At 69.5% G+C, this 20,699-nt stretch carries 16 protein-coding genes; 2 read left to right on the top strand and 14 right to left on the bottom strand.

Annotated elements, in window-relative coordinates:
• Positions 1–47: 47 nt before the first annotated feature.
• From ASF68_RS06580 to ASF68_RS06590, 3 genes are all read right to left on the bottom strand, one after another.
• Positions 48–4,973, bottom strand: coding sequence for an ExeM/NucH family extracellular endonuclease (locus ASF68_RS06580; RefSeq protein WP_082498507.1), 4,926 nt, complete (start codon positions 4,971–4,973; stop codon positions 48–50).
• Between the two features lie 260 nt (positions 4,974–5,233).
• Positions 5,234–5,752, bottom strand: a complete 519-nt coding sequence (locus ASF68_RS06585) for an amino-acid N-acetyltransferase (RefSeq protein ID WP_056008410.1) — start codon at positions 5,750–5,752, stop codon at positions 5,234–5,236.
• 79 nt (positions 5,753–5,831) lie between these two features.
• Positions 5,832–7,208 carry a glucose-6-phosphate dehydrogenase gene (locus ASF68_RS06590; protein WP_056008415.1) on the bottom strand — a complete coding sequence of 459 codons (1,377 nt, stop codon included), beginning with the start codon at positions 7,206–7,208 and terminating at the stop codon, positions 5,832–5,834.
• A gap of 82 nt (positions 7,209–7,290) precedes the next feature.
• Here ASF68_RS06590 and ASF68_RS06595 point away from each other — a divergent pair, with 82 nt between their 5' ends.
• A complete protein-coding gene (locus ASF68_RS06595) occupies positions 7,291–8,217 on the top strand; it encodes a Ppx/GppA phosphatase family protein (protein ID WP_056011487.1) in 927 nt (308 codons plus the stop codon).
• Positions 8,218–8,301: 84 nt separating this feature from the next.
• Here ASF68_RS06595 and ASF68_RS06600 read toward each other — a convergent pair whose 3' ends face one another.
• From ASF68_RS06600 to lysS, 6 genes are all read right to left on the bottom strand, one after another.
• Positions 8,302–10,830 (bottom strand): ATP-dependent Clp protease ATP-binding subunit, encoded by a 2,529-nt coding sequence (locus tag ASF68_RS06600; RefSeq protein ID WP_056011489.1) that lies wholly within the window; start codon positions 10,828–10,830, stop codon positions 8,302–8,304.
• A 173-nt stretch (positions 10,831–11,003) separates the two neighbouring features.
• Complete coding sequence (locus tag ASF68_RS06605) at positions 11,004–12,137, bottom strand: hypothetical protein (protein WP_056008417.1); 1,134 nt, start codon at positions 12,135–12,137, stop codon at positions 11,004–11,006.
• Between the two features lie 187 nt (positions 12,138–12,324).
• Entirely contained in the window at positions 12,325–13,785 is a 1,461-nt protein-coding gene (cls, locus tag ASF68_RS06610) for a cardiolipin synthase (protein ID WP_056011491.1), read from the bottom strand.
• An 86-nt stretch (positions 13,786–13,871) separates the two neighbouring features.
• Complete coding sequence (locus tag ASF68_RS06615) at positions 13,872–14,069, bottom strand: hypothetical protein (protein ID WP_327078811.1); 198 nt, start codon at positions 14,067–14,069, stop codon at positions 13,872–13,874.
• 75 nt (positions 14,070–14,144) lie between these two features.
• Positions 14,145–14,291, bottom strand: coding sequence for a hypothetical protein (locus ASF68_RS18680; RefSeq protein ID WP_157579829.1), 147 nt, complete (start codon positions 14,289–14,291; stop codon positions 14,145–14,147).
• Between the two features lie 42 nt (positions 14,292–14,333).
• Positions 14,334–15,854, bottom strand: coding sequence for a lysine--tRNA ligase (gene lysS, locus ASF68_RS06620; RefSeq protein ID WP_056008419.1), 1,521 nt, complete (start codon positions 15,852–15,854; stop codon positions 14,334–14,336).
• A gap of 218 nt (positions 15,855–16,072) precedes the next feature.
• On the opposite strand from lysS, the gene ASF68_RS06625 reads away from it, so the two are divergent.
• The gene (locus ASF68_RS06625; RefSeq protein ID WP_082498508.1) at positions 16,073–16,564 is read left to right on the top strand and encodes a DoxX family protein; all 492 of its coding nucleotides are present in this window, start codon (positions 16,073–16,075) and stop codon (positions 16,562–16,564) included.
• Positions 16,565–16,648: 84 nt separating this feature from the next.
• On the opposite strand, the gene ASF68_RS06630 is transcribed toward ASF68_RS06625, so the two are convergent.
• The 5 genes from ASF68_RS06630 to folK are packed head-to-tail and all read right to left on the bottom strand — an operon-like array spanning position 16,649 to position 20,696.
• On the bottom strand, positions 16,649–17,362 hold the full coding sequence (locus ASF68_RS06630; protein ID WP_056008421.1) for a Rossmann-like and DUF2520 domain-containing protein: 714 nt from the start codon (positions 17,360–17,362) through the stop codon (positions 16,649–16,651).
• Entirely contained in the window at positions 17,359–19,155 is a 1,797-nt protein-coding gene (locus ASF68_RS06635) for a PH domain-containing protein (RefSeq protein ID WP_056008423.1), read from the bottom strand. Before ASF68_RS06635 ends, ASF68_RS06630 begins: the two co-directional genes overlap by 4 nt.
• Positions 19,152–19,763 (bottom strand): PH domain-containing protein, encoded by a 612-nt coding sequence (locus tag ASF68_RS06640; RefSeq protein WP_082455909.1) that lies wholly within the window; start codon positions 19,761–19,763, stop codon positions 19,152–19,154. The genes ASF68_RS06635 and ASF68_RS06640 overlap by 4 nt, the downstream gene beginning before the upstream one ends.
• A complete protein-coding gene (locus ASF68_RS06645) occupies positions 19,723–20,202 on the bottom strand; it encodes a DUF3180 domain-containing protein (protein ID WP_056008427.1) in 480 nt (159 codons plus the stop codon). The genes ASF68_RS06640 and ASF68_RS06645 overlap by 41 nt, the downstream gene beginning before the upstream one ends.
• The gene (gene folK / locus ASF68_RS06650; RefSeq protein ID WP_235522570.1) at positions 20,199–20,696 is read right to left on the bottom strand and encodes a 2-amino-4-hydroxy-6-hydroxymethyldihydropteridine diphosphokinase; all 498 of its coding nucleotides are present in this window, start codon (positions 20,694–20,696) and stop codon (positions 20,199–20,201) included. The genes ASF68_RS06645 and folK overlap by 4 nt, the downstream gene beginning before the upstream one ends.
• Positions 20,697–20,699: the final 3 nt, after the last annotated feature.

Here is a 20,699-nt window from a genome sequence, read left to right on the forward strand (position 1 = left end):
GTCCGACCGATGACGGGGCATCGGGATGGTGCGGGGTGTCGCGAGCGCTAGAGCTGCTGCGCCGAGCGACGACGGGCGATCACGAGCGCGAGACCACCGACGAGGAGCAGTGCGGCGAGCGCCGCGTTCCCCCACGGCTCGGCACCGGTGTTGCTCAGGCTGCCGTCCTGGCTGCCGCCGGCCGTGCCGGAACCGCTGCCGGTCCCGCCGCCCGCACCGGGCTGGGCGCCCGGGTCGGTGCCGGGGTCGACCGCCGCTGCCTGCACGACGATGTCCTGCCAACCGATGACGTTGCCGTCGGCGTCCTGGACGACCAGGCGGTGCGAGCCGACCGGGGCGTCCTCAGGCACGGTGACCTGCACGTTGCCGTCCGCGTCGACCTGCACGAGGCCGTCGCTGACGAGGATCGGGTCGGAGTGCAGCCAGACGCTCACCCAAGTGCCGGCGTACTCCTTGCCGACGTGGATCGTGGCGAGCTTGCCGATGATGAAGTCGGTGATCGCCTTGATCAGGTCCTTCAGCGCCTGGATGAGGGCCGAGTCCGGGGCGGGCGTCGGCGGCGTGACCACCGGCGGCGTCGCGACCGTGAGCGGCACCGTCAGCGTGGTGCCCGACTCGAGTGCCGTGAGGCGGACCGTCGCCGCGCCGTCGGCCGTGCCGGCCGGCAGCGTGAACGACACCGTTGCGGCACCGGCAGTGACCGGGACCGTTCCGACGGCTGCACCGTTGACCTCGATGGCGAGCGAGGTGTTCACCGGGCTGCCCGTGGACGTCAGGTCGAGCTTCGCGACGTCGAACGTGACCTTCCCGCCGGCGGCGATCGCCGCGGTCGGTACGTTCGTGACCTGCACGCTCTGGCGGGCGAAGTCCGGAGCGACCGGGCTGTTCGCCGAGAGGTACGAGACCCACGCGTCGCGGTCGACGAGACCCGAGTCGCGCGTGTCGGTGCCGTTCGCGAACTCACGGAAGTTGTCGCCACCCTGCAGCAGGAAGCTGAAGGAGCCGATCCGGTAGCTCTTCGCGGGGTCGATCGGCGCACCGTTCACCGTGATGCTCGTGATGCGCTCGCCCTGGCCCTTCGTCGGGTCGAACGTGTACTGCACGTTCGACGACAGCCCGAGCTGCAGGTACGGACGAGACGGCACGTTCCCGGCCGCATCGAGCTGCCACTGCTGCTCGAGCACCGTCTTGAACTGGGCACCCGTGAGCGAGGTCGTCCACAGGTTGTTCAGGAACGGCAGCACCGCGTTCGCCTCGGCGTACGTGATGTCACCGGCGAGGATCTCCTCACGCATGCCACCCGGGTTGACGATGCCGATGTCGGCCCCGCCGCGGTCCGCGCTCGAGAGCGAGGCCCGGAGGGAGTCGGCGACGAGCGCACCGAGCGTGGACTCCGCACCGCGGTCGTCCTTCACCCCGTTGTTGAACGCGCGGGTGATGTCGGCCTTGGCCTCACCGATCTTCCGGTTGCCGATCTCCGCAGCGACCGCGAGGGCCTTGTCGGTGATCGTCTTGACCGTGGCGACCGCCGGGTACTGCTTGACGAGGTCGGCTTCGGCCACGGTGGTGCGCGCGACGTTCTTCGCCGTGTAGGCGGTGACGTCACCGCTCTCGCGGTCCACCGTCAGCGTGATCTGGCCGATGAACTCGCCGTAGCTGCCGGTCTGCAGCACGGGACGGGTCTTGCCGGTGACACCGGGGATCGGAGCGTCCCACGCGTACTGCTTGTGCGTGTGGCCGGTGAAGATCGCGTCGACCTCGGCACTCGTCGCGGTGACGATGTCGGTGAAGGCACTCTGCTCGGCGAGCTCCTGCTCGAGGGTCGCGCCGTCCGGCGTGCCGGCTCCAGCACCCTCGTGGTACTCGGCGACGATGACGTCGGCCTCACCGTTGGACTCGTCGCCGTCGCTGAGCTGGGCGGCGACGCGGTTCACGGCCTCGACCGGGTCCCCGAAGTCGAGGTCGGCGATGCCCGCGGGCGACACGAGCGTCGGCGTCTCCTCGGTGATGGCGCCGACGACGGCAACCTTCACCCCGTCGATGTCGAGGATCGTGTACTCCTGAAGTGCGGGCTGCTTCGTGCCCTTCTCGTAGACGTTGGCCCCGAGGTACGGCCAGGCCGCGTTCTTCCCGTCGGCCATGACGCGGTCGACGAGGTCGCCGTAGCCCTGGTCGAACTCGTGGTTGCCGACCGCGGAGGCCGCCAGACCGAGTGCGTTGAGCACGTCGATCGTCGGCTGGTCCTCCTGCGACGACGAGGCGAAGAGCGAGGCTCCGATGTTGTCGCCGGCGGAGATGAACGCCGTCTGGTCGGGCGCGAACATCGACTTCAGCTGCTCGATCGTGCCGGCGAACTTCGTCGTGTTGGCGTCGATCCGACCGTGGAAGTCGTTGATGTTCAACAGGTTGACGGTCGCGGACTCGCTCCCGTCGGCGCTGATGCCGACGATCACGGGGTCGTGGTCACTCGAACGGAACATGTCCGGCACGTTGAAGTCGGTCACGTTCGCGTTGTACCGCGAGTACTCGAGGGCGATCGACTCGACCGAGTTGATGTTCCACACGTCGGCGCCGGTGACGCTCTGGTCGGCCTCCGGCGACGCGAAGATGTGGTCGAGCGAGCCGACCGCACCGTCGTAGGCGTAGGTGTACTCGCCGGTCTTCGCCTCCTGGCTGATGTAGCCGGCGTCGCGGAGCACGTCCAGCGGGTCCTCGGCGTCGTAGGAGTTGAAGTCACCGACGAGGAAGACCTTCTTCGTGCCGACGTCCTTCGAGACCGTGTCGGCGAAGGTCACGAGGGCCTTGGCCTGACGCGTGCGGTCGCCGGTGAAGGCGCCCTGACCGGTGTTGGCGTTGTCGCCCGTCGCGGCCTTCGAGGTGCTCTTCGACTTGAAGTGGTTCGCGATCACGAGGAACGTCGCCGCGTCGTCCGCACCCTTCGGCTTGAACGCCTGGGCGTCGGGCTCGCGGGCGTTGTCGAAGGCGGGCTCGTCGAGGAGGATGCGCGACTCCCCGACCGTCTCGACGGTGGCGGACTTGTAGATGAACGCCGTGCGGATGACGTCCTCGTCCGCGGGAACCTTCGCGGGCGAGGGGACGAACGTCCAGGTGCCCTCGCCGGCGGCGGCGTTGAGCGCAGCCGTCAGCGTCTTGAGGGCGTCGTCGCGGTCGAGACCGATCGACGCGGAGTTCTGGATCTCCTCGAGGGAGACGACGTCGGCGTCCAGCGCGTTGATCGCCGAGACGATCTTCGCCTGCTGGCGCGCGAGGCTCTCCGCCGTGGCCGCCCCGCGCACGCCGCAACCGGCGGCGTCGGAGTCGTCGACGGTCGTCTTGCCGCCCTCACGATCGGTGAAGAAGGTGCAGCCGGTGCGCGAGTCGCCGGTGGTGGCGAAGTAGTTCAGCACGTTGAAGGTCGCGAGCGAGACGTCGCCGCCGACCCCGCGAGGCGAGGTGGTGCGCGTGTTCTCGAACGTCGCCGGCTGCGCCTCGGCCGCGTTGGCGCCCGTCAGGTGCTGCGTGGGCTGGAACTTCCAGTTGCTGTTGCGGAAGTCGAAGATGACCGGTGCGGTGAACGCGACGGCTGCACCGACACGGACCGGTGCGGTGGTCGAGACGTACGGGAGCGGGATGCCGGTGTTCTCCGCCTTCGAGAAGTCGACGGTGGAGGCGTCGTCGAGGACGACCTTCTCCGCCGGGACCCGGGCCGCAGCGGCGAGCGCCTCAGCGGACCCGGGCTTGCCGAGCACGGTCGGGGTGACGAACGGGCTGTCCGACGCGGCCAGGCCGACCTCGCCGTAGCGGTTTGTGGCGTAGGTGTCGGTGACGGTGTAGTCGCCCGCGGGAGCCACCAGCATGCCTTCGAGACGCTCGCGCTCCTCGTCGGTGGCCGGGAACGCGACCGTCGCTGCGGTCGGTGCCGTGACCCCGGTGGCGTCGAGCGTGGTGACCGCCGCGGCGTCCGTGACCTTCAGCTGCGTGAGGCCGTAGTACTCGTCGACCACGCCGGTGACCTGCACGTACTGACCGACCGCGACGGAGCCGACGGTTGCCGGCGAGTAGACGAAGATCCCGTCGGACGCGAGGTGGGTCGCGGGGTCGATGGCGCCGCCGGTCCCCTCGGTCTGGAGGTAGTAGCCGTTGAAGCCGCCCGTGGGGAAGCTGGCGGTGACGAAGCCCTTCGTGGTCACCGTCTGGCCGACCATGGTGCTCGCGGCCGCGGTGCCCTGGATCTCGGCGATCGTCGCCACGCCGGGCTCGACCGGGGTGGTCGGGTCGGTGGGCTCGGGGCTCGGCTCCGGGTCGGGGGTCGGCTCGGGGTCGACCGGGGTGTCGCCCGCGCTGTTCTGCGGGGTGACGGTGTCGCTGAGTCCGAAGTCCGCGGCGTTGCTGTCGGTGTCGGCGAAGTCGGTGCGCACGATCGACTGCGGTACGGCGTTGCCCGAGGGCGACGGCGACGCGGCCGTCTCGAAGGTGTTCGAGGTGCCGTAGCCGAGGAGGTCGACGATGGTCGGGTCGGCGACGACGGAACCGGTCGGCAACGTCACGGCGGCCGTCGATGCGACGAGCGCGAGCGTGCCGTTCTGCCCCTGCGGGCTCAGGGAGCTCGTCACGTCCGGGGTCGGCAGCGCGACACCGTTGGCACCGTTCGACGATCCGGAGACGAGGTAGTACCCGCCGGCTGCGATGGAGCCGGTGAGCGGGACCACGGTGGAGGAGGCGCCGACACCGTCGAGCTTCCGGTACTGGATGGACCAGCCGCTGACGTCGACGGGCGTCGCGCCCGGGTTGTACAGCTCGACGAACTTGTTCAGATAGGGCGCGTTTGCGCTCCCACCCGAGAGGTAGGCCTCGTTGATGACGACGCCGAGGCCGTCCGTCGAGGCGAGTGCGGGTGTCGCCACGAGCGGTGCGGCGACGAGCCCGGCAAGGGCGGCGAAGGCGGACAGCCTCCACGGGTGTTTGAACGACATGTGGCTCCGAATCGAGGGCCGTCCTCGCTCGGGGCGCGCGACAACGCACCCCCCATTCGAGGCACAGACGATGGGTAGTGCCTCACAAGCTAACCGACATGCGTGACGGAAGACCACCGGAAATGTGAACGGCACGTAAACCCGGGCGTGCTCATCTGAGCAGACCGACTTCGCCCCGAGGCACTCGAACGCCTGATCAGCCGCTGATTGTGAACGGTCTCATAGCCCCACCCGCGGAGGACCAACCTTCAAGCGGTGGTTCAGAGCAGCTTGAGCATCCGGGTGTTACCGAGCGTATTCGGTTTCACCCGTGCGAGGTCGAGGAACTCGGCCACACCCTCGTCGGAGGAGCGCACGAGCTGCGCGTAGACCTCCGGCGGGACGATCTCCTCGCCGATCTCCTGGTACCCGTGCCGCGTGAAGAAGCCGGTCTCGAAGGTCAGGCAGAACAGGCGACGCAGGCCCAGCTCGATCGCGTCGTGCTCGAGGCGTTCGACGAGCGCGTGGCCGACGCCGGTTCCGAGGTGGTCGGCCGAGACGGCGAGCGTGCGGACCTCGCCGAGGTCCTCCCAGATGACGTGCAGCGCACCGCATCCGATGAGCTCGCCGTCGTCGGTCTCGGCGACGCGGAACTCCTGGACCGCCTCGTAGAAGACGACGTCGTCCTTGCCGAGGAGGATGCGCTGCTGCACGAGCGGCTCGACGAGCTGCTGGATGCGGCGGACGTCGCCGGTGCGGGCGCGACGGACGGTGTATCCCTGCGGAGCCTGCTCGACCATCTCGCCTCCCAGCGTCAGAACCTCCGAGCAAGTCTACTGACGCCCGCGCGGTGTTCCCGACCGAGCGAAGGCCTCCGGGTCAGTGCCAGGACGCGGGACCAGCGCTTCCCGCCGGGTAGGTGTCGATCGACACCTCGTCCTTGCGCCACGCCTTGAGGACCGGCGCGACGATCCGCCAGCACTGCTCGGCGACGTCACCGCGCACCGACAGCGTCGGGTCGCCCTCGAGGATGCTCGACAGGACCTCGCCGTACGCGCTCAGCTGCCCGGCCTGGAGTTCCGCGTGGAGGGCGACGGGGTCCAGCTCGAACGGGTCGTCCTCGCCGTTGATCATCAGGTCGAGGTCGAGCGACGCCGGCTTCAGGCCGATGCGGAGCCGCGCCGGCGTCTTCGTCCCATGGAGGCCGGCGGGCAGGTGCGGCACCGGCTTGAAGGTGAACACGATCTCCTGCCGCGTGCCCGACAACGCCTTCCCCGAGCGCAGCACGAACGGCACGCCGGCCCACCGCCAGTTGTCGATCGCGAGCGTCATCTCGGCGAGCGTCTCCGTGTGGTTCGAGGGGTCGACCCCCTGCTCGTCGATGTAGGCGGGCAGCTTGCGGTCGCCGATCGTGCCGGCGCCGTAACGCGCCCGCCGACTCTCCGTCCCGTCGGTCCTCCACGGTCGTGTCGCGCGAAGCACCTGCGCCATCCCGCCGCGCAGGTCCTCGGCGTGCACGCTCGCCGGGGGCTCCATGGCGGCGAACGCGAGCACGAGCAGCAGGTGGCTCTGGATCATGTCGATCAGCGCTCCGGCCCGGTCGTAGTAGCCGGCACGACCCTCGAGTGCCAACTGCTCGTCGAAGACGATGTCGACGCGTTCGATGTTGTCGGCCGACAGCAGCGGCTCGAAGATGCGGTTCGCGAAGCGGAGACCGAGGAGGTTGAGGACCGTGGACTTGCCGAGGAAGTGGTCGACACGGAACACCTGCTCCTCGGGCACGAGGTGCTGGAGGAGCCGGTTGAGCGAGCGTGCGGAGGCGTAGTCGGTCCCGAACGGCTTCTCCAGGGCGAGCATGATGCCCTTCGGGAGCTCCAGCTTCCGCAGCGCCTTGCAGGCGAGCAGGGTGACGGCCGGCGGCAGCGCGAAGTACAGCGCGACGTTCGGGCCGGCGGCCTCGAGGACCCGCTCGAGCGACGCGGGGTCGGAGACGTCGGCCTGCAGGTAGGTGGTCTCGGAGACGATCGCATCGGCCAGCTTCGAGGGGGCGTCGGCGAAGGAGCTCGCGACCCGCTTGCGCCACGCCTCGTCGGTCGACTCCGAGCGATCCACGCCGATCAAGCGCACGGCCTCGCCGCGCGGCGAGGCGAGGAGCGAGGCGAGCCCCGGGAGGAGGAGTCGTGCCGTGAGGTCTCCCCCGGCGCCGAGGATGACGAGCGTGCGAGGGGCTGCGGCTTCGGAGCTGGCGGCGTTCATGCCGCGATCCTACGGGGTGTGGTCGATCGTCTGCGCGACCTTGCGCGCCGCCTGCGATCCCCCGGCCCGGTACGGTGAGGGCATGCGACTCGGAGTCCTCGACGTGGGATCGAACACCGTCCACCTGCTCATCGTGGACGCCCACCCCGGCGCTCGCCCCATCCCCCAGTCGTCGCACAAGTCGGTGCTGCGACTCATGCGATACCTCCTGCCCGACGGCTCCATCAGCGATGAGGGCGTCGCCGTCATCCTCGATTCGATCGGCGCGGCCGCGGCGATCGCCCGCGAGAGCGGCCTCGACGAGCTGCTCTCGATGGCGACGTCCGCCATCCGCGAGGCCACCAACGGGCCCGAAGTCCTCGCGCTGGTCGAGGAGCGGACCGGCATCGCACTCCAGGTGCTGTCCGGTGACGACGAGGCGAAACTCACCTTCCTCGCCGTCCGCCGCTGGTACGGCTGGTCCGCCGGCGAGATGCTGCTGCTCGACATCGGCGGCGGTTCCCTCGAGATCGCCGCCGGCGGCGACGAGGTCCCCGACGTCGCCATCTCCCTCCCGCTGGGTGCCGGGCGTTCCACCGTCGGGTTCCTCCACGACGACCCGCCGACCGCAGCCCAGCAGGAGGCACTCCGGCTGCACGCCCGCCAGGTGCTCGCCGACGCCCTGCCGGCCTTCGCCGCCGAACCGGACGCGCATCACGTCGTCGGGTCGTCGAAGACCATCCGCTCGCTGGCGCGGCTCGCCGGCTCGGTCGCCGACGGCATCGGCGGTACCGAACGGTCGCTGCTGCGCCGCAGCCAGCTCGACGACTGGATCCCGCGGCTCGCGAGGATCCCGGCCGAGGCGCGCCCCGCACTCCCCGGCATCACCGCCGACCGCACCTTCCAGATCGTCGCGGGCGGGATCGTCCTCTCCGAGGCGATGGCCGCGTTCCGCGTGCGCGAGCTCGACGTCTCCCCCTGGGCACTCCGCGAGGGCATCATCCTCCGCTACCTCGACCGCCTCGGCTGACGGCGAGGCTGCGGCGGGGACACCGCCGGTCGCACGACGAAGGCCCCCACTCCGCGGAGTGGGGGCCTTCGGTGGTGCTGGTGACTACTCGCCCGTGATCGCGAGGTCCGGCGTGGCCGAACCCGTTCCGAGCGAAGCCTGCGAGTTCACGCCGGCACCGACGGACTCGCCGCGAGCCGAGGTCGTGAACGCGAACGCCCCGTCCACGAAGTCGACGTGCACGTGGTCGCCGGCGTTCAGCTGGCCGTGGAGGATCTGCTCGCTGAGCTGGTCCTCGACCTCGCGCTGCATGGCACGGCGCAGCGGACGCGCACCGAGAGTGGGGTCGAACCCGACCTCGATGAGTCGCTCCTTCGCCGGGAGCGTGAGCTCGATCGTCATATCGCGGTCGAGCAGACGCTCCGACAGGCGCTTCGTGAACAGGTCCACGATCTGCAGGAGCTCCGGCTTCGACAGCTGCGGGAACACGATGATGTCGTCGACACGGTTGAGGAACTCGGGCTTGAAGTGCTTCTTCAGTTCCTCGTTCACCTTGCCGCGCATGATGTCGTACCCGGTCGAGGCGTTGCCCTCGATCTGGAAGCCGACGGGCCCACCGGCGATGTCGCGAGCACCGAGGTTGGTGGTCATGATGATGACGGTGTTCTTGAAGTCGACGACACGACCCTGACCATCGGTCAACCGGCCCTCTTCCAGGATCTGGAGGAGCGAGTTGAAGATGTCGGGGTGCGCCTTCTCGATCTCGTCGAAGAGCACGACGCTGAACGGCTTGCGGCGCACCTTCTCGGTGAGCTGGCCACCCTCTTCGAAGCCGACGAACCCGGGAGGAGCACCGAACAGTCGCGAGACCGTGTGCTTCTCGCCGTACTCCGACATGTCGAGCGAGATGAGCGCGCCTTCGTCGTCGAACAGGAACTCGGCGAGCGCCTTGGCCAGCTCGGTCTTACCGACACCCGTGGGGCCGGCGAAGATGAACGAACCGGACGGACGCTTCGGGTCCTTCAGACCGGCACGGGTGCGTCGGATGGTCTTCGAGAGGGCCGAGATGGCCTCCTCCTGACCGATGACGCGCTGGTGCAGGGCCTTCTCCATGAAGACGAGCCGCGAGGACTCCTCCTCCGTGAGCTTGAAGACGGGGATACCGGTCGCCTGGGCGAGCACCTCGGCGATCAGACCCTCGTCGACCTCGGCGGTGGTCTTGACGTCGCCCGAGCGCCACTGCTTCTCGAGGCGCAGACGCTCGCCGAGGAGGTTCTTCTCCTCGTCGCGGAGCGAAGCGGCCTTCTCGAAGTCCTGCTCCTCGATGGCCGTCTCCTTGGCCTCGCGGACGCCGGCGATCTTGTCGTCGAACTCGCGCAGCTCCGGAGGGCTCGAGAGGATCGACAGACGCAGGCGTGCGCCGGCCTCGTCGATCAGGTCGATGGCCTTGTCGGGCAGGAAGCGGTCGGAGATGTAGCGGTCGGCCAGGTTGGCGGCCGAGACGAGTGCACCGTCGGTGATGGACACCTTGTGGTGGGCCTCGTAGCGGTCGCGCAGCCCCTTGAGGATGTTGATCGTGTGGGGCAGCGACGGCTCCATGACCTGGATGGGCTGGAAGCGGCGCTCGAGTGCGGCGTCCTTCTCGAAGTGCTTGCGGTACTCGTCGAGCGTGGTGGCACCGATGGTCTGGAGCTCACCGCGTGCGAGCAGCGGCTTGAGGATGGAGGCTGCGTCGATCGCGCCTTCAGCGGCACCGGCACCCACGAGGGTGTGGATCTCGTCGATGAAGACGATGATGTCGCCGCGGGTGCGGATCTCCTTGGTGACCTTCTTCAGTCGCTCCTCGAAGTCACCGCGGTAGCGGCTGCCGGCGATGAGCGAGCCGAGGTCGAGCGAGTACAGCTGCTTGTCCTTCAGCGTCTCCGGGACGTCGCCCTTGACGATCGCCTGGGCGAGGCCCTCGACGACCGCGGTCTTACCGACACCGGGCTCACCGATCAGGACCGGGTTGTTCTTGGAACGACGGGAGAGGATCTGCATGACCCGCTCCATCTCCTTGTCGCGACCGATGACCGGGTCGAGCTTGTTGTCGCGCGCGGCCTGGGTGAGGTTGCGACCGAACTGGTCGAGGATCTGGGATCCGCCCTGGGCCTGCTGCTCGCTCTGGTTGCCGCCGACGGGCGCGGCTTCCTTGCCCTGGTAGCCGGAGAGCAGCTGGATGACCTGCTGGCGCACCCGGTTGAGGTCGGCGCCCAGCTTGACGAGGACCTGGGCGGCGACGCCCTCACCCTCGCGGATGAGGCCGAGCAGGATGTGCTCCGTGCCGATGTAGTTGTGGCCGAGCTGCAGCGCTTCGCGCAGGCTCAGCTCCAGCACCTTCTTGGCGCGCGGCGTGAACGGGATGTGTCCCGTCGGCTGCTGCTGGCCGGTGCCGATGATGTCGGTGACCTGCTCGCGCACGGCATCCAGGGAGATCCCGAGGGACTCGAGCGCCTTGGCGGCCACTCCTTCGCCCTCGTGGATGAGGCCGAGCAGGATGTGCTCGGTCCCGATGTAGTTGTGGTTGAGCATCTTGGCCTCTTCCTGGGCCAGGACGACGACACGACGCGCACGGTCGGTGAATCTCTCGAACATGATCACTCTCCTCCGGCACCGGGCAGGGTGGTGATGCCGTTAGTAGGAGCGTAACGACCACCGCAGCTCTCATCGCCCCTGTTCGCCGTGGGCGTGATGCCGGGGGTCCGGGAACGCCGCAGCGCACGTGCACCTGGCACGTGCGCTGCGGGTGTGGACGGATCGCGGGTGGATCAGACGGGGAACCGGACGGTCGCGGCGAGCGCCCCACCGCCGGGGACGTCCTCGGCTCGGACGGCGAGGATCCTGGCGTCGGACAGGAGCGCCCGTCGGAGGATCTCGTCGATCACGCCGTAGTTCGACGCGTCGGCCTCCTCGTCGAGGGTGACGACACCGGTGGCCTCGTCGACCGTGCCGGGCAGGTTCGTGTCGATGTCGACGAACAGGGTGTCGACGGCGTTCGCGGTCGCGGCGCGTGCCACGTCGCCGAGGTCGGTCACCGCGCGTCCGTTCGACGCCCGGGTGCCGAACTCCTCGCAGAGCGCGTGCAGCTCCGCGGCGTACAGCTCGTCGAGGATCGGTCGGGCCGCGGCGGCGAGCTGTTCGTCGGAGCGTTCCTGCTGGTTGCCCTCGATCTCGGGCTTCACCAGCTGCTTGGACGTGCTCACCGAGCGGAAGATGCCCGTCATCGGTTCGGCACCCGCGAGGATGAGCGGTTCCTTCGAGTTCGCGAGGATCGGCGCGAGCGCCTTGTCGATGATCTGCGCGTACTCCTGCATCCGGATCTTCTGGCCCTCCGAGCCCTGGATGCGTCCGAGCTGCTCGCGACCGTTCGAGCCCCGCCCACGGATGGAGTCGACGTGAGCCGCCGCCGCGACGTCCTCGGGGATGTCCAGCTCGATGCTCGTCGCCGGCAGGTCGCGCGCGACCGCGACGAGGCGGACCCCGCTCTGCGCCAGGGCCAGCACGTAGGCGGACTGCGGGAAGGTGAGCGCCCGCATGAGCGGTTTGATGTAGAAGCGGTCCGACACCTCGGTGCACGAGCGCAGGACGTTGGGCACACGGAAGTACCGGGTCGTCGTCGGGCTGACGAAGATGGCCAGGCTCGAGGACAGGTACCGGAGGAAGTCCGGGTCCTCGAGGAGGCGGTCGATCTCGTCGGTGAACCGCCCGACCGCGGCACGGTCCGCTCCCGCCGCAGCCAACTGCTCCACCGCCTGTTTGACCTGGTTCTTCAGGTCGAGCCGGATGTGGCTCGTGTCCGCGGGGTTGGTGCTCGTCTCGAGGTAGATCGACACGCTCGACGCTTCTCGGGCGTTCGCGAGCTCGACGATGTCGGAGCGGGTCGGAATATCGGTGTGGTGCACTGATGCCTCCTTCGATCGCGTCAGGCGAAGGGTCGACCGGGAGCAGGCGACGCCGTCGTGGGCCTGACTTGCCCCCAGTATAGGGACGCGGTCGCCGCGCGGCCCTGGCGGATTCGCCGGGGATTCGGAGGCGGAGCGGGCGCCGTCGGGCTCGCTCAGCGCACCCGTCGCCGGGCCGTGCCGACCGCTACTGGAGCGCCGAGGTGAGTCGGGCGAGGTTGTCGAGGACGGTCGAGCGCAGCGGCTGCTTCAGCCATTCCGCGAGCGTCAGCTCCTTGCTGATCTCGCGGTACCCGTCCTCCACGGCACGCATCTCACGGACGAACTCCCGCCCACGGACCATGAGCGACACCTCCAGGTTGAGACCGAAGGACCGCATGTCCATGTTGCTCGAGCCGATGACCGCCACGTCGTCGTCGATCGTGAAGTGCTTGGCGTGCAGGATGTACGGCGCCGGGTACTGGAAGATCCGCACCCCAGCCCGCAGAAGCGCCTCGTAGTACGACCGCTGTGCGTGCCACACCACCGCCTGGTCGCCGATCTCGGACACGAACAGATCGACCGGGACCCCGCGCTGCACGGCGGTCGTGACGGCGGCGAGCAACGACTCGTCGGGGACGAAGTACGGACTCGTGATGACGATGCGCCGTTGCGCCGCGTAGATGAGCGCGAGGAAGAGCTTGAGGTTGTTGTCGCCGTCGAACCCGGGGCCGCTCGGCACCACCTGGAGTTCGAGGTCGCCGGCCGGGCGGGCGTCGAGCAACCCGACCTCCTGCGACAGCACGTCGCCCGTCTCGCTGTACCAGTCACTCAGGAAGATCGTGTTGATGCCGGCGACCCCCGGGCCCTCCACCCGGGTCATGAGCTCCTGCCACTGGAGCCCGCGTTTGATGTTGCCCGGCTTGTTGTAGCTCCGGTCGATCATGTTCTGCGACCCCATGTACGCGACGGCGCCGTCGACGATCACCATCTTGCGGTGGTTCCGGAGGTCGGGACGTTGGAACTTCCCCTTGAAGGGCTGGAGCGGCAGCATGAGCGCCCACTGCGCCCCCATCGCCGTGAGGCGCTGCAGGGTGTGCTTGTAGTCGGGGGTCCGCCAGCTCGCGAAGTGGTCGAGCAGCACCCGGACGGTGACGCCGCGATCGATGGCCCGCTCCAGCGCGTCGAAGAACGGTTTCGTCGTCCGGTCGCAGGTGAGGATGTAGAACTCGACGTGCACGAAGTGCTCGGCGCGGTCGACGTCGCCGGCCATCGCGTGGATGGAGGCCTCGTAGTCGCCGATCAGGCTCGCGGCGTTCCCGCCCTGGAGTGGCATCGAGCCGAGGTTGCGGTTGAGTGTCACGACCGATCGGAACCACGCCGGCGCGTTCGAGGTCAGGTTCGCCTTGACGAGGTCGCGGGTCGTCTGACGGATGTACACGTTGATGTCGTACTGCTTCCGCCGACGCACCCGCGGCAGCTTCGGATTGCCGATGAGCAGGAAGACGATGACGCCGAGGTACGGGATGAGGAAGATGGCCAGCAACCAGGCCATCCCGGCGGTGGGGCGCCGGTTGCGCGGGACGACGATGACCGCGATGACCCGGATGATGAAGTCCAGGACGAGGGCGGTGATGCCCAGCCAGTTCCAGGAGAACTCGATCGTCATGTCGCCCATCCGCTCAGGTGCCGAGGCTCCAGCCTACTGACCGCCCCGGACTGCGGGCATGCGACACCGCGGCCTGGGACGGACGCTCAGACCTCGCGGGGAGCCGTGGAGTCGACGGGCGGCAGACCGAGCTTGGCCCGCTGTTCGGCCTCGACCTGCGCGTACGCCTTGCGCTCGTTGCGGTCGGAGCGCAGGATGGCACGCATCACGACCCAGAAGATGACGCCGACGACCACGGTGGGCAGCAGCGACCAGAGCGCATTCAGCCAGTAGTCCTCGATCACCCGTCAATCGTACCGCCCTTCGACAGGCGCAGGGACCGCAAGGACGGGTCGCTCAGGAACCGCCCTTCGACAGGGTCAGGAACCACCCGCGAGGGCGCCCCAGAGGCCGCTCACCACGAGGTAGAGGCCGATACCGCTCACCACGATCCAGATCGTGATCCGTGCAGTCGTCGGTCCTTGCTTCTTGGGGTCCTGGTGGTCGCCCGGGTCCATCATGCTCATCGTCGCGCCTGACTGTTCGTGGTCGTGCTGCCGGGTGGGCCGCTACTTGACCAGGGGGAAGAGGATCGTCTCGCGGATGCCGAGACCGGTGAGCGCCATGAGGAGCCGGTCGATGCCCATGCCCATGCCGCCCGACGGCGGCATGCCGAACTCGAGGGCCCGCAGGAACTCCTCGTCGAGACGCATCGCCTCGACGTCGCCCTGCGCGGCGAGCTTCGCCTGTTCGATGAACCGCTCGCGCTGCACCACCGGGTCGACGAGCTCGGAGTAGCCGGTCGCCAGTTCGAAGCCGCGGACGTAGAGATCCCACTTCTCGACCGCGCCCTCGACGGAACGGTGCGCCCGGACGAGGGGGCTCGTGTCGACCGGGAAGTCCATCACGAAGGTCGGGCGCTCGAGCCCGCCCTTCACGAAGTGCTCCCACAGCTCCTCGACGTACTTGCCGTGGATGGGGTGGGGCACCTCGACCCCCTCGCGCTCCGCGAGGGCCTTGAGCTCCTCGATCGGGGTCTGCGGGGTGATCTCCACACCGGCTGCGGCGGAGAGGCTCTCGAACATCGAGATGCGGTCCCAGTCGCCGCCGAGGTCGAACTCGGTGCCGTCGGCCCAGGTGACGACGTGGCTGCCGCTCGTGGCCAGTGCGGCGTTCTGGATGAGGGTCTGGGTGAGGTCGGCCATGGTGCCGTAGTCGCCGTAGGCCTCATACGCCTCGAGCATCGCGAACTCCGGGCTGTGCGTGGAGTCGGCACCCTCGTTGCGGAAGTTGCGGTTGATCTCGTAGACGTGGTCGATCCCGCCGACGACGGCGCGCTTCAGGTAGAGCTCCGGCGCGATGCGCAGGTAGAGCTCGGTGTCGAACGCGTTCGAGTGCGTGACGAACGGCCGTGCCGACGCGCCGCCGTGCATGACCTGCAGCATGGGCGTCTCGACCTCGACGAAGTCGCGCTCCGTGAACGTCTGGCGGAGGCTCGCGACGGTCTTCGCCCGGTCGAGCACGTTCTTGCGCGCCTGGTCGCGGGCGATGAGGTCGAGGTACCGGCTGCGGACCCGGGTCTCCTCGTTCAGCTCGTTGTGGAGGTTCGGCAGCGGGAGGATCGCCTTCGCGGCGATGGTCCACTCGGCCACCATGATCGACAGCTCCCCACGGCGACTGGAGATGACCTCGCCGGAGACGAAGACGTGGTCGCCGAGGTCGACGAGCTCCTTCCACGCGGCGAGCTGCTCGTCGCCGACGCTGGCGAGACTCACCATCGCCTGGATGCGGCTGCCGTCGCCCGACTGCAGGCTCGCGAAGCAGAGCTTGCCGGTGTTGCGCAGGTGCACGACCCGCCCGGCGACGCCCACGGTCACGCCGGTCGCCTCGTCGGGCTGCAGCTCGCCGTAGCGGGCGCGCACGGCCGGGATGGTGTCCGTGATGGGCAGGGTGACCGGGTAGGCGCCACCGGCACCGGAGGTCGCCTCGTCGATGAGGCGCTGGCGCTTCGCGAGGCGGACGGCCTTCTGCTCGGAGAGCTCTGCCTGCTCTGCTGCGTCGTCGATCGGCTCTGGCGTCGTGTCAGTCATGCGGTGCGATTCTCCTCGTGCGGTCACTGGAGTTTACCGGGGACCACGCTCGGGCTGCGCGCACGGACGGTTTCCTATGAACCGGCTATCGACGGCCTGACAAGGGTCTCGAAGAACCGTTCCGAGCACCCTGTCGTGGCCTCGGCCCGTGCTTGGCTCGAAGGCCAGGAGTCCCGATCGGGGGCACCGACGCCGGAAACGAACTCGAAAGGCTCGTCATGACGACGCTCTCCGACCACCAGCACACCGACCGCCGCGACGCCACCGTCGTCCCACCGGTTCCGGCCTCGGCCGCCGCCGACCGGCGCTCCGTCGGCCTCGACGCCGGGCTCGTCCTCCTCCGCGTGGTCCTCGGGGTGGTCTTCATCGCGCACGGGCTGCAGAAGTTCCTCGTCGACACGATCCCGGGCGTCGCCGCCGGCTTCGGCGGGATGGGCATCCCGCTCCCCGACGTGACCGCGGTCGTCGTCGCCGGACTCGAGGTCGTCGGTGGACTCCTGCTCATCGTCGGGCTCGGCACCCGCGTCATCGGGGCGCTGCTCGCCGTGACGATGGCGGTGGCCCTGGTCCTCGTGCACCTGCCGGCCGGCTTCTCCGCCGCCGAAGGTGGCTTCGAGTACGTCATGGTGCTCGGCGTCGCCGCCCTCGCCCTCGCCCTCACGGGCCCGGGTCGGTTCGCGATCGACGCGCTCATCCGCCGTCGCCACTGACCCCGGTACCACGACGTCGCCCACTCCGTCTGGCGCGACCACGGCCGCTCGCTCGCCCGTTCGGACGAGTGGGCGGCCGTTCGGCTAGAGCAGCTCGTCGACGTCGGGCGTCGTGGCGCCGCGCAAGGCCTCGTCCACCGAGGACCGGACGAGCGAGGACAGGAACCCGCCGGCGTTCTCGATCCCGATCTCCTGGAGGAGTCCGGTCGCCTGCTGCACGACGGCCCGCGAGAAGCTGGCAGCCGTCTCGACCGCCTCGGCGTACGCCTCCCGATCGGCCTCGGCGATGATCACCGGTTCCGCGCCCATCTCCACGACCAGTGCCTGGCCGATCGGCTGGACGGGTGCCGGAGCGGTGACGGCGAAGGACGTCTCGTGCAAGCGGGCGAGGTCGAGGCTGGTCCCCGTGAACACCATCGCCGGGTGCAACGCCAACGGGATGGCGCCCGCGCGAGCGGCCGGAGCGAGGACCGCGGTGCCGAAGCGAGCCGAGGTGTGCGCCACGAGCTGGCCCGGCTGCCACGCACCCACCGCCGCGAGCCCCTCGACCAGCGACGCGAGTTGCTCGTCCGGCACGGCGATCACGACGAGTTCGCTCCGCTCGACGACCTCGGTCGGATCGAGCACGGGGACGTCCGGCAACAGGGCGTTCGCGCGGTCGAGACTCTCCTCGGACACCGCGGTGATGCCGACGATCGCGTGTCCGGCACCGCCGAGGGCCGCCCCGATGACCGGGCCGACCCGACCGCTTCCGATGATCCCGACGCCGAGGCGGGCATTCCGACGGTCGGCGCTCACCGCATCGTCCGATCGTCGTCGGCCGGCACCGGCGTTGCCGGGGATTCGAGTGGTCCCTCGGCCTCAGCCACGGCCTCCGTGCCCGGCTGCGCCGTCGGTTCTGCGAGGTACGGGGCCGTCACCGGCTCGTCACCGGGCTGGTGTTCGGGGTCGAAGCTCGCCCAGCGGTGACTCCGGTCGGTCGCCTGCGCGACCACGATCGCCTCGGAGGCCGCCTCGAACATGCGTACCGCCTCGTCCCGCGCCATGGCCGGGAGCTTCGCGATGACCGGACCGGGCACCGTGTGCGCGGTCGCGGAGGCCAGGTCGAGTGCCCGCAGGAGCGGCCCCTGGTTGATCCGGATGCTCTGCAGCCGGGCGAGCGGCAGGATGTGCAGCTTCCGCCAGACCACCCCCTGGCGGAAGAGCAGCATCCCGTCGCGCAGCGCATAGCCCGTGCGCCGCCACGAGAACCAGTTGATCCACATCGAGCGACGGGGCGACCCGACGAACCCGACCCCGTCACGCGTCGAGAGGGCGGACTGCAGTGGAGCCCAGGCGCTGCCGTCGATGCGGCCCGCGAGCATGAGCTCCACGACCTGGGCGGCGTCGACGAGCGATCCGACCGGCAACACCGTGTTGTTGCTCGCCCCGCGGGCAGCCTGCTCGAGGGAGAGACCGGCCTTGTTGATCCGGACCCTCCACCAGCCGAAGGGACGCCAGATGATCGGCTGCGACACCTCGATGGCGTGGATGCGACCCGGAGGGATGGTGTCGTTGGTCGTCGAGAACAGACCGAACCCGACGCGCACGCCCGAGGGGGTCGCGGCGATGCTGTAGCGGAGCGACTTCGTCACGCTCGACCAGATGAAGGCACCGAGGCTCAGCACCATCGGCACGAGCCAGAACCAGGCCCACTCGAGACCGTTCACGAGCAGGACCACCCCGACCACGACCGAGATCAGGACGATGACGGTGAACGGACTGAGCACGGTCGAGCCGACGAGACGCCCGAGGGTCAGCCGCACGACCGAATCCGGCACCGCCTCCTGAGGGTCCAGTTCCGGTGAGATGAAGTCGTCCACCCGCTCGGTGACGAACCGTGAGACGCCGCCGCCGTCCGGCGTCGCGGCGTCCGGCAGACTCGGGTCGACCGGAGCGGCGGCGGGCCGCTGCTGGCGCTCGGCGAGCTTCACGCCGCTCGCGAGGGTGAGCACGTCGCGGCGGAGGCCGTCGGCGTCCGCCGTGTAGAGGTACTCGAGCTTGACGTTCGCGTCCTGCCCGGCGACGCTCACGTTGATGCGGGAGGCGCCGATGAGTCGGGCCAGCAGCGGCTTCTCGATGGAGACGCCCTGGATGCGGTCGAGCTTGGCCTTGCGGTTCGTGCGGAAGAGGATGCCGCTGCGGACCTCGACGGCCTCGTCGGTGACGCGGAAGGTGTGCATGCGCCACGAGAGCCAGAACACGGCGATGACCACGATGAGCCCGCCGGCGATCGCGAGGAGCACCCAGCCGACGAACCCGTGGTTCAGGATGTAGTCGATCGGGTCGGTCGGCTGCTCCATGCCCGGCGCCGGGATGAAGAACTCGATGAGCCGCTCGCGCAGGTTGGCGATGACGATGCCGAGGATGGCGACGAACGCGATGCCGCCGCGGAGCAGGGGCGTCGCCGGGTGCAGGCGGTGCCACTGACCGTCGACCAGGCTCTGCCCGGCGACGCGCGGAATGATCGCCTCGGCCGTCGGTTTGACGCGTGGCCCGGCAGCGGGCGCCTCGAACCGGGGCGGCGGTCCCTGCGGCTGCTGCTCGCTCACAGGCCGGTCCGTCGGCTCTCCGCCACGGCGACCAGGTGGTCGCGCAGTCCCTCCGCCTCGGCCTCGGGCAGCCCGTTGATCACCACGCCGGTGGAGGCGGATGCGGTCACGAACTTGAGGTCGGCCAGGCCGAACGCGCGCGAGAGGGGCCCGCGGTTGATGTCGACGAGCTGCATGCGACCGTACGGGACGGCGACGAAGCGTTGCCACATGATCCCCCGGCGGAACAGGAGGTCGTCAGCGCGGAGCTGGTAGCCGATGGCCCGGATCCGACGCGGGATGAAGGCCGCGGTGATCAGCGAGATGACCGCTAAGGCGGCGAACGGCCACCAGATCCACGTCCAGTCCCAGACGAGCGCGACGAACACGACCGCCGCGGTGACGACGAGGAGGCCGGCGCCCTCGGAGATGAACTCGATGGCGATGAGTTTGCGGCTCACCCGTCGCCACTCGACGTCGGGCAGGTCCAGCCGGTGCCCGCCGGGAGCGGACGACTCGGCGTGTGTGGCCTCCGTGGCCGACGTCTCGTCGAGCGGTGTGTCGATCAAGGGCCGCTCGACGAGCGGTTCAGGTGTGGGACGGGGCTCCCCCGGGTGCGGCGTCGTCATCATCATCCTTCGGAACGGTGCAGAACCACTCGGCCACCAGAGCGGCGACGACGAGCGCGACGGATCCCACGATGGACGCGATCACCAGCCACAGCGAGCCTAGCGCGGGCAGGATCGGGCGGGTCAGGAGGAAGAGCATGATCCCGACGGTGGCACCGGCGACCAGGGCCCCCGCGTGGCTCGACGCCTTCGCGAGGGCGGCCACCCGCATCGCCCGGAACGGGTCGATCCGTCGGGTCGCGTGCCCGGTCGTGCTGCGCCGGATCGGCCAGGACAGGGCGATGAGGATGATGGCGACCGCGACGAGGGAGACCGTGAGGGTGACGGGCGGGATGATCGAGGCACGCCCGGCGGACACCGACGCCACCTCGACGAGGAACCCGAAGACCACGCCGACCCCGGCGAGCACGATGAGCGGCGTCGCGGTGGTCCGCCTCACGGCTGCGCTCCGTCGTCGGGGACCACGGATCCGTCCTTGGCGGCGGCGAGGGTGTCGAGGCGACCCACACCGGGCAACGTCGCGTCGGGGTCGAGCAGCAGCCACGGCACGACGACGAAGCCGCGCTCGGCGGCACGCGGGTGCGGGACCGTCAGGCGGTCGTCGTCGATCGTCTCGTCGTCGTAGGCGAGGAGGTCGAGGTCGAGTGTCCGGTCGCCCCAGCGCTCCTCGCGGACCCGGCCGTGGGCCAGTTCGATCCGCTGGAGTTCGTCGAGGAGTTCGAGCGGCCGGAGCCGGGTCCGGACGATGGCGACCCCGTTGAGGTAGGCGGGTGCCGACTCGTCCACGCCCGCCGGCTTGACGGCGGCACTCGAGACGAGCGGCGAGGGTCGGACCTCGAGCACGCCGTCGACGGCGGCGAGGTCTTCGCACGCCTGAGCGATCGTCGCGCGGCGATCCCCGAGGTTCGCCCCGAGCGCGATGACAGCCTGCACCGC

The organism is Plantibacter sp. Leaf314, from assembly GCF_001423185.1.
In the GTDB taxonomy this organism is placed as follows: Bacteria; Actinomycetota; Actinomycetes; order Actinomycetales; family Microbacteriaceae; genus Plantibacter.

Coding starts and splice junctions, on each gene's coding strand:
- lysS (WP_056008419.1), bottom strand. CDS start 15,854: ATGACTGACACGACGCCAGAGCCGATCGACGACGCAGCAGAGCAGGCA.
- cls (WP_056011491.1), bottom strand. CDS start 13,785: ATGACGATCGAGTTCTCCTGGAACTGGCTGGGCATCACCGCCCTCGTC.
- ASF68_RS06585 (WP_056008410.1), bottom strand. CDS start 5,752: ATGGTCGAGCAGGCTCCGCAGGGATACACCGTCCGTCGCGCCCGCACC.
- ASF68_RS06625 (WP_082498508.1), top strand. CDS start 16,073: ATGACGACGCTCTCCGACCACCAGCACACCGACCGCCGCGACGCCACC.
- ASF68_RS06640 (WP_082455909.1), bottom strand. CDS start 19,763: ATGACGACGCCGCACCCGGGGGAGCCCCGTCCCACACCTGAACCGCTC.
- ASF68_RS18680 (WP_157579829.1), bottom strand. CDS start 14,291: ATGAGCATGATGGACCCGGGCGACCACCAGGACCCCAAGAAGCAAGGA.
- ASF68_RS06600 (WP_056011489.1), bottom strand. CDS start 10,830: ATGTTCGAGAGATTCACCGACCGTGCGCGTCGTGTCGTCGTCCTGGCC.
- ASF68_RS06595 (WP_056011487.1), top strand. CDS start 7,291: ATGCGACTCGGAGTCCTCGACGTGGGATCGAACACCGTCCACCTGCTC.
- ASF68_RS06590 (WP_056008415.1), bottom strand. CDS start 7,208: ATGAACGCCGCCAGCTCCGAAGCCGCAGCCCCTCGCACGCTCGTCATC.
- ASF68_RS06580 (WP_082498507.1), bottom strand. CDS start 4,973: ATGTCGTTCAAACACCCGTGGAGGCTGTCCGCCTTCGCCGCCCTTGCC.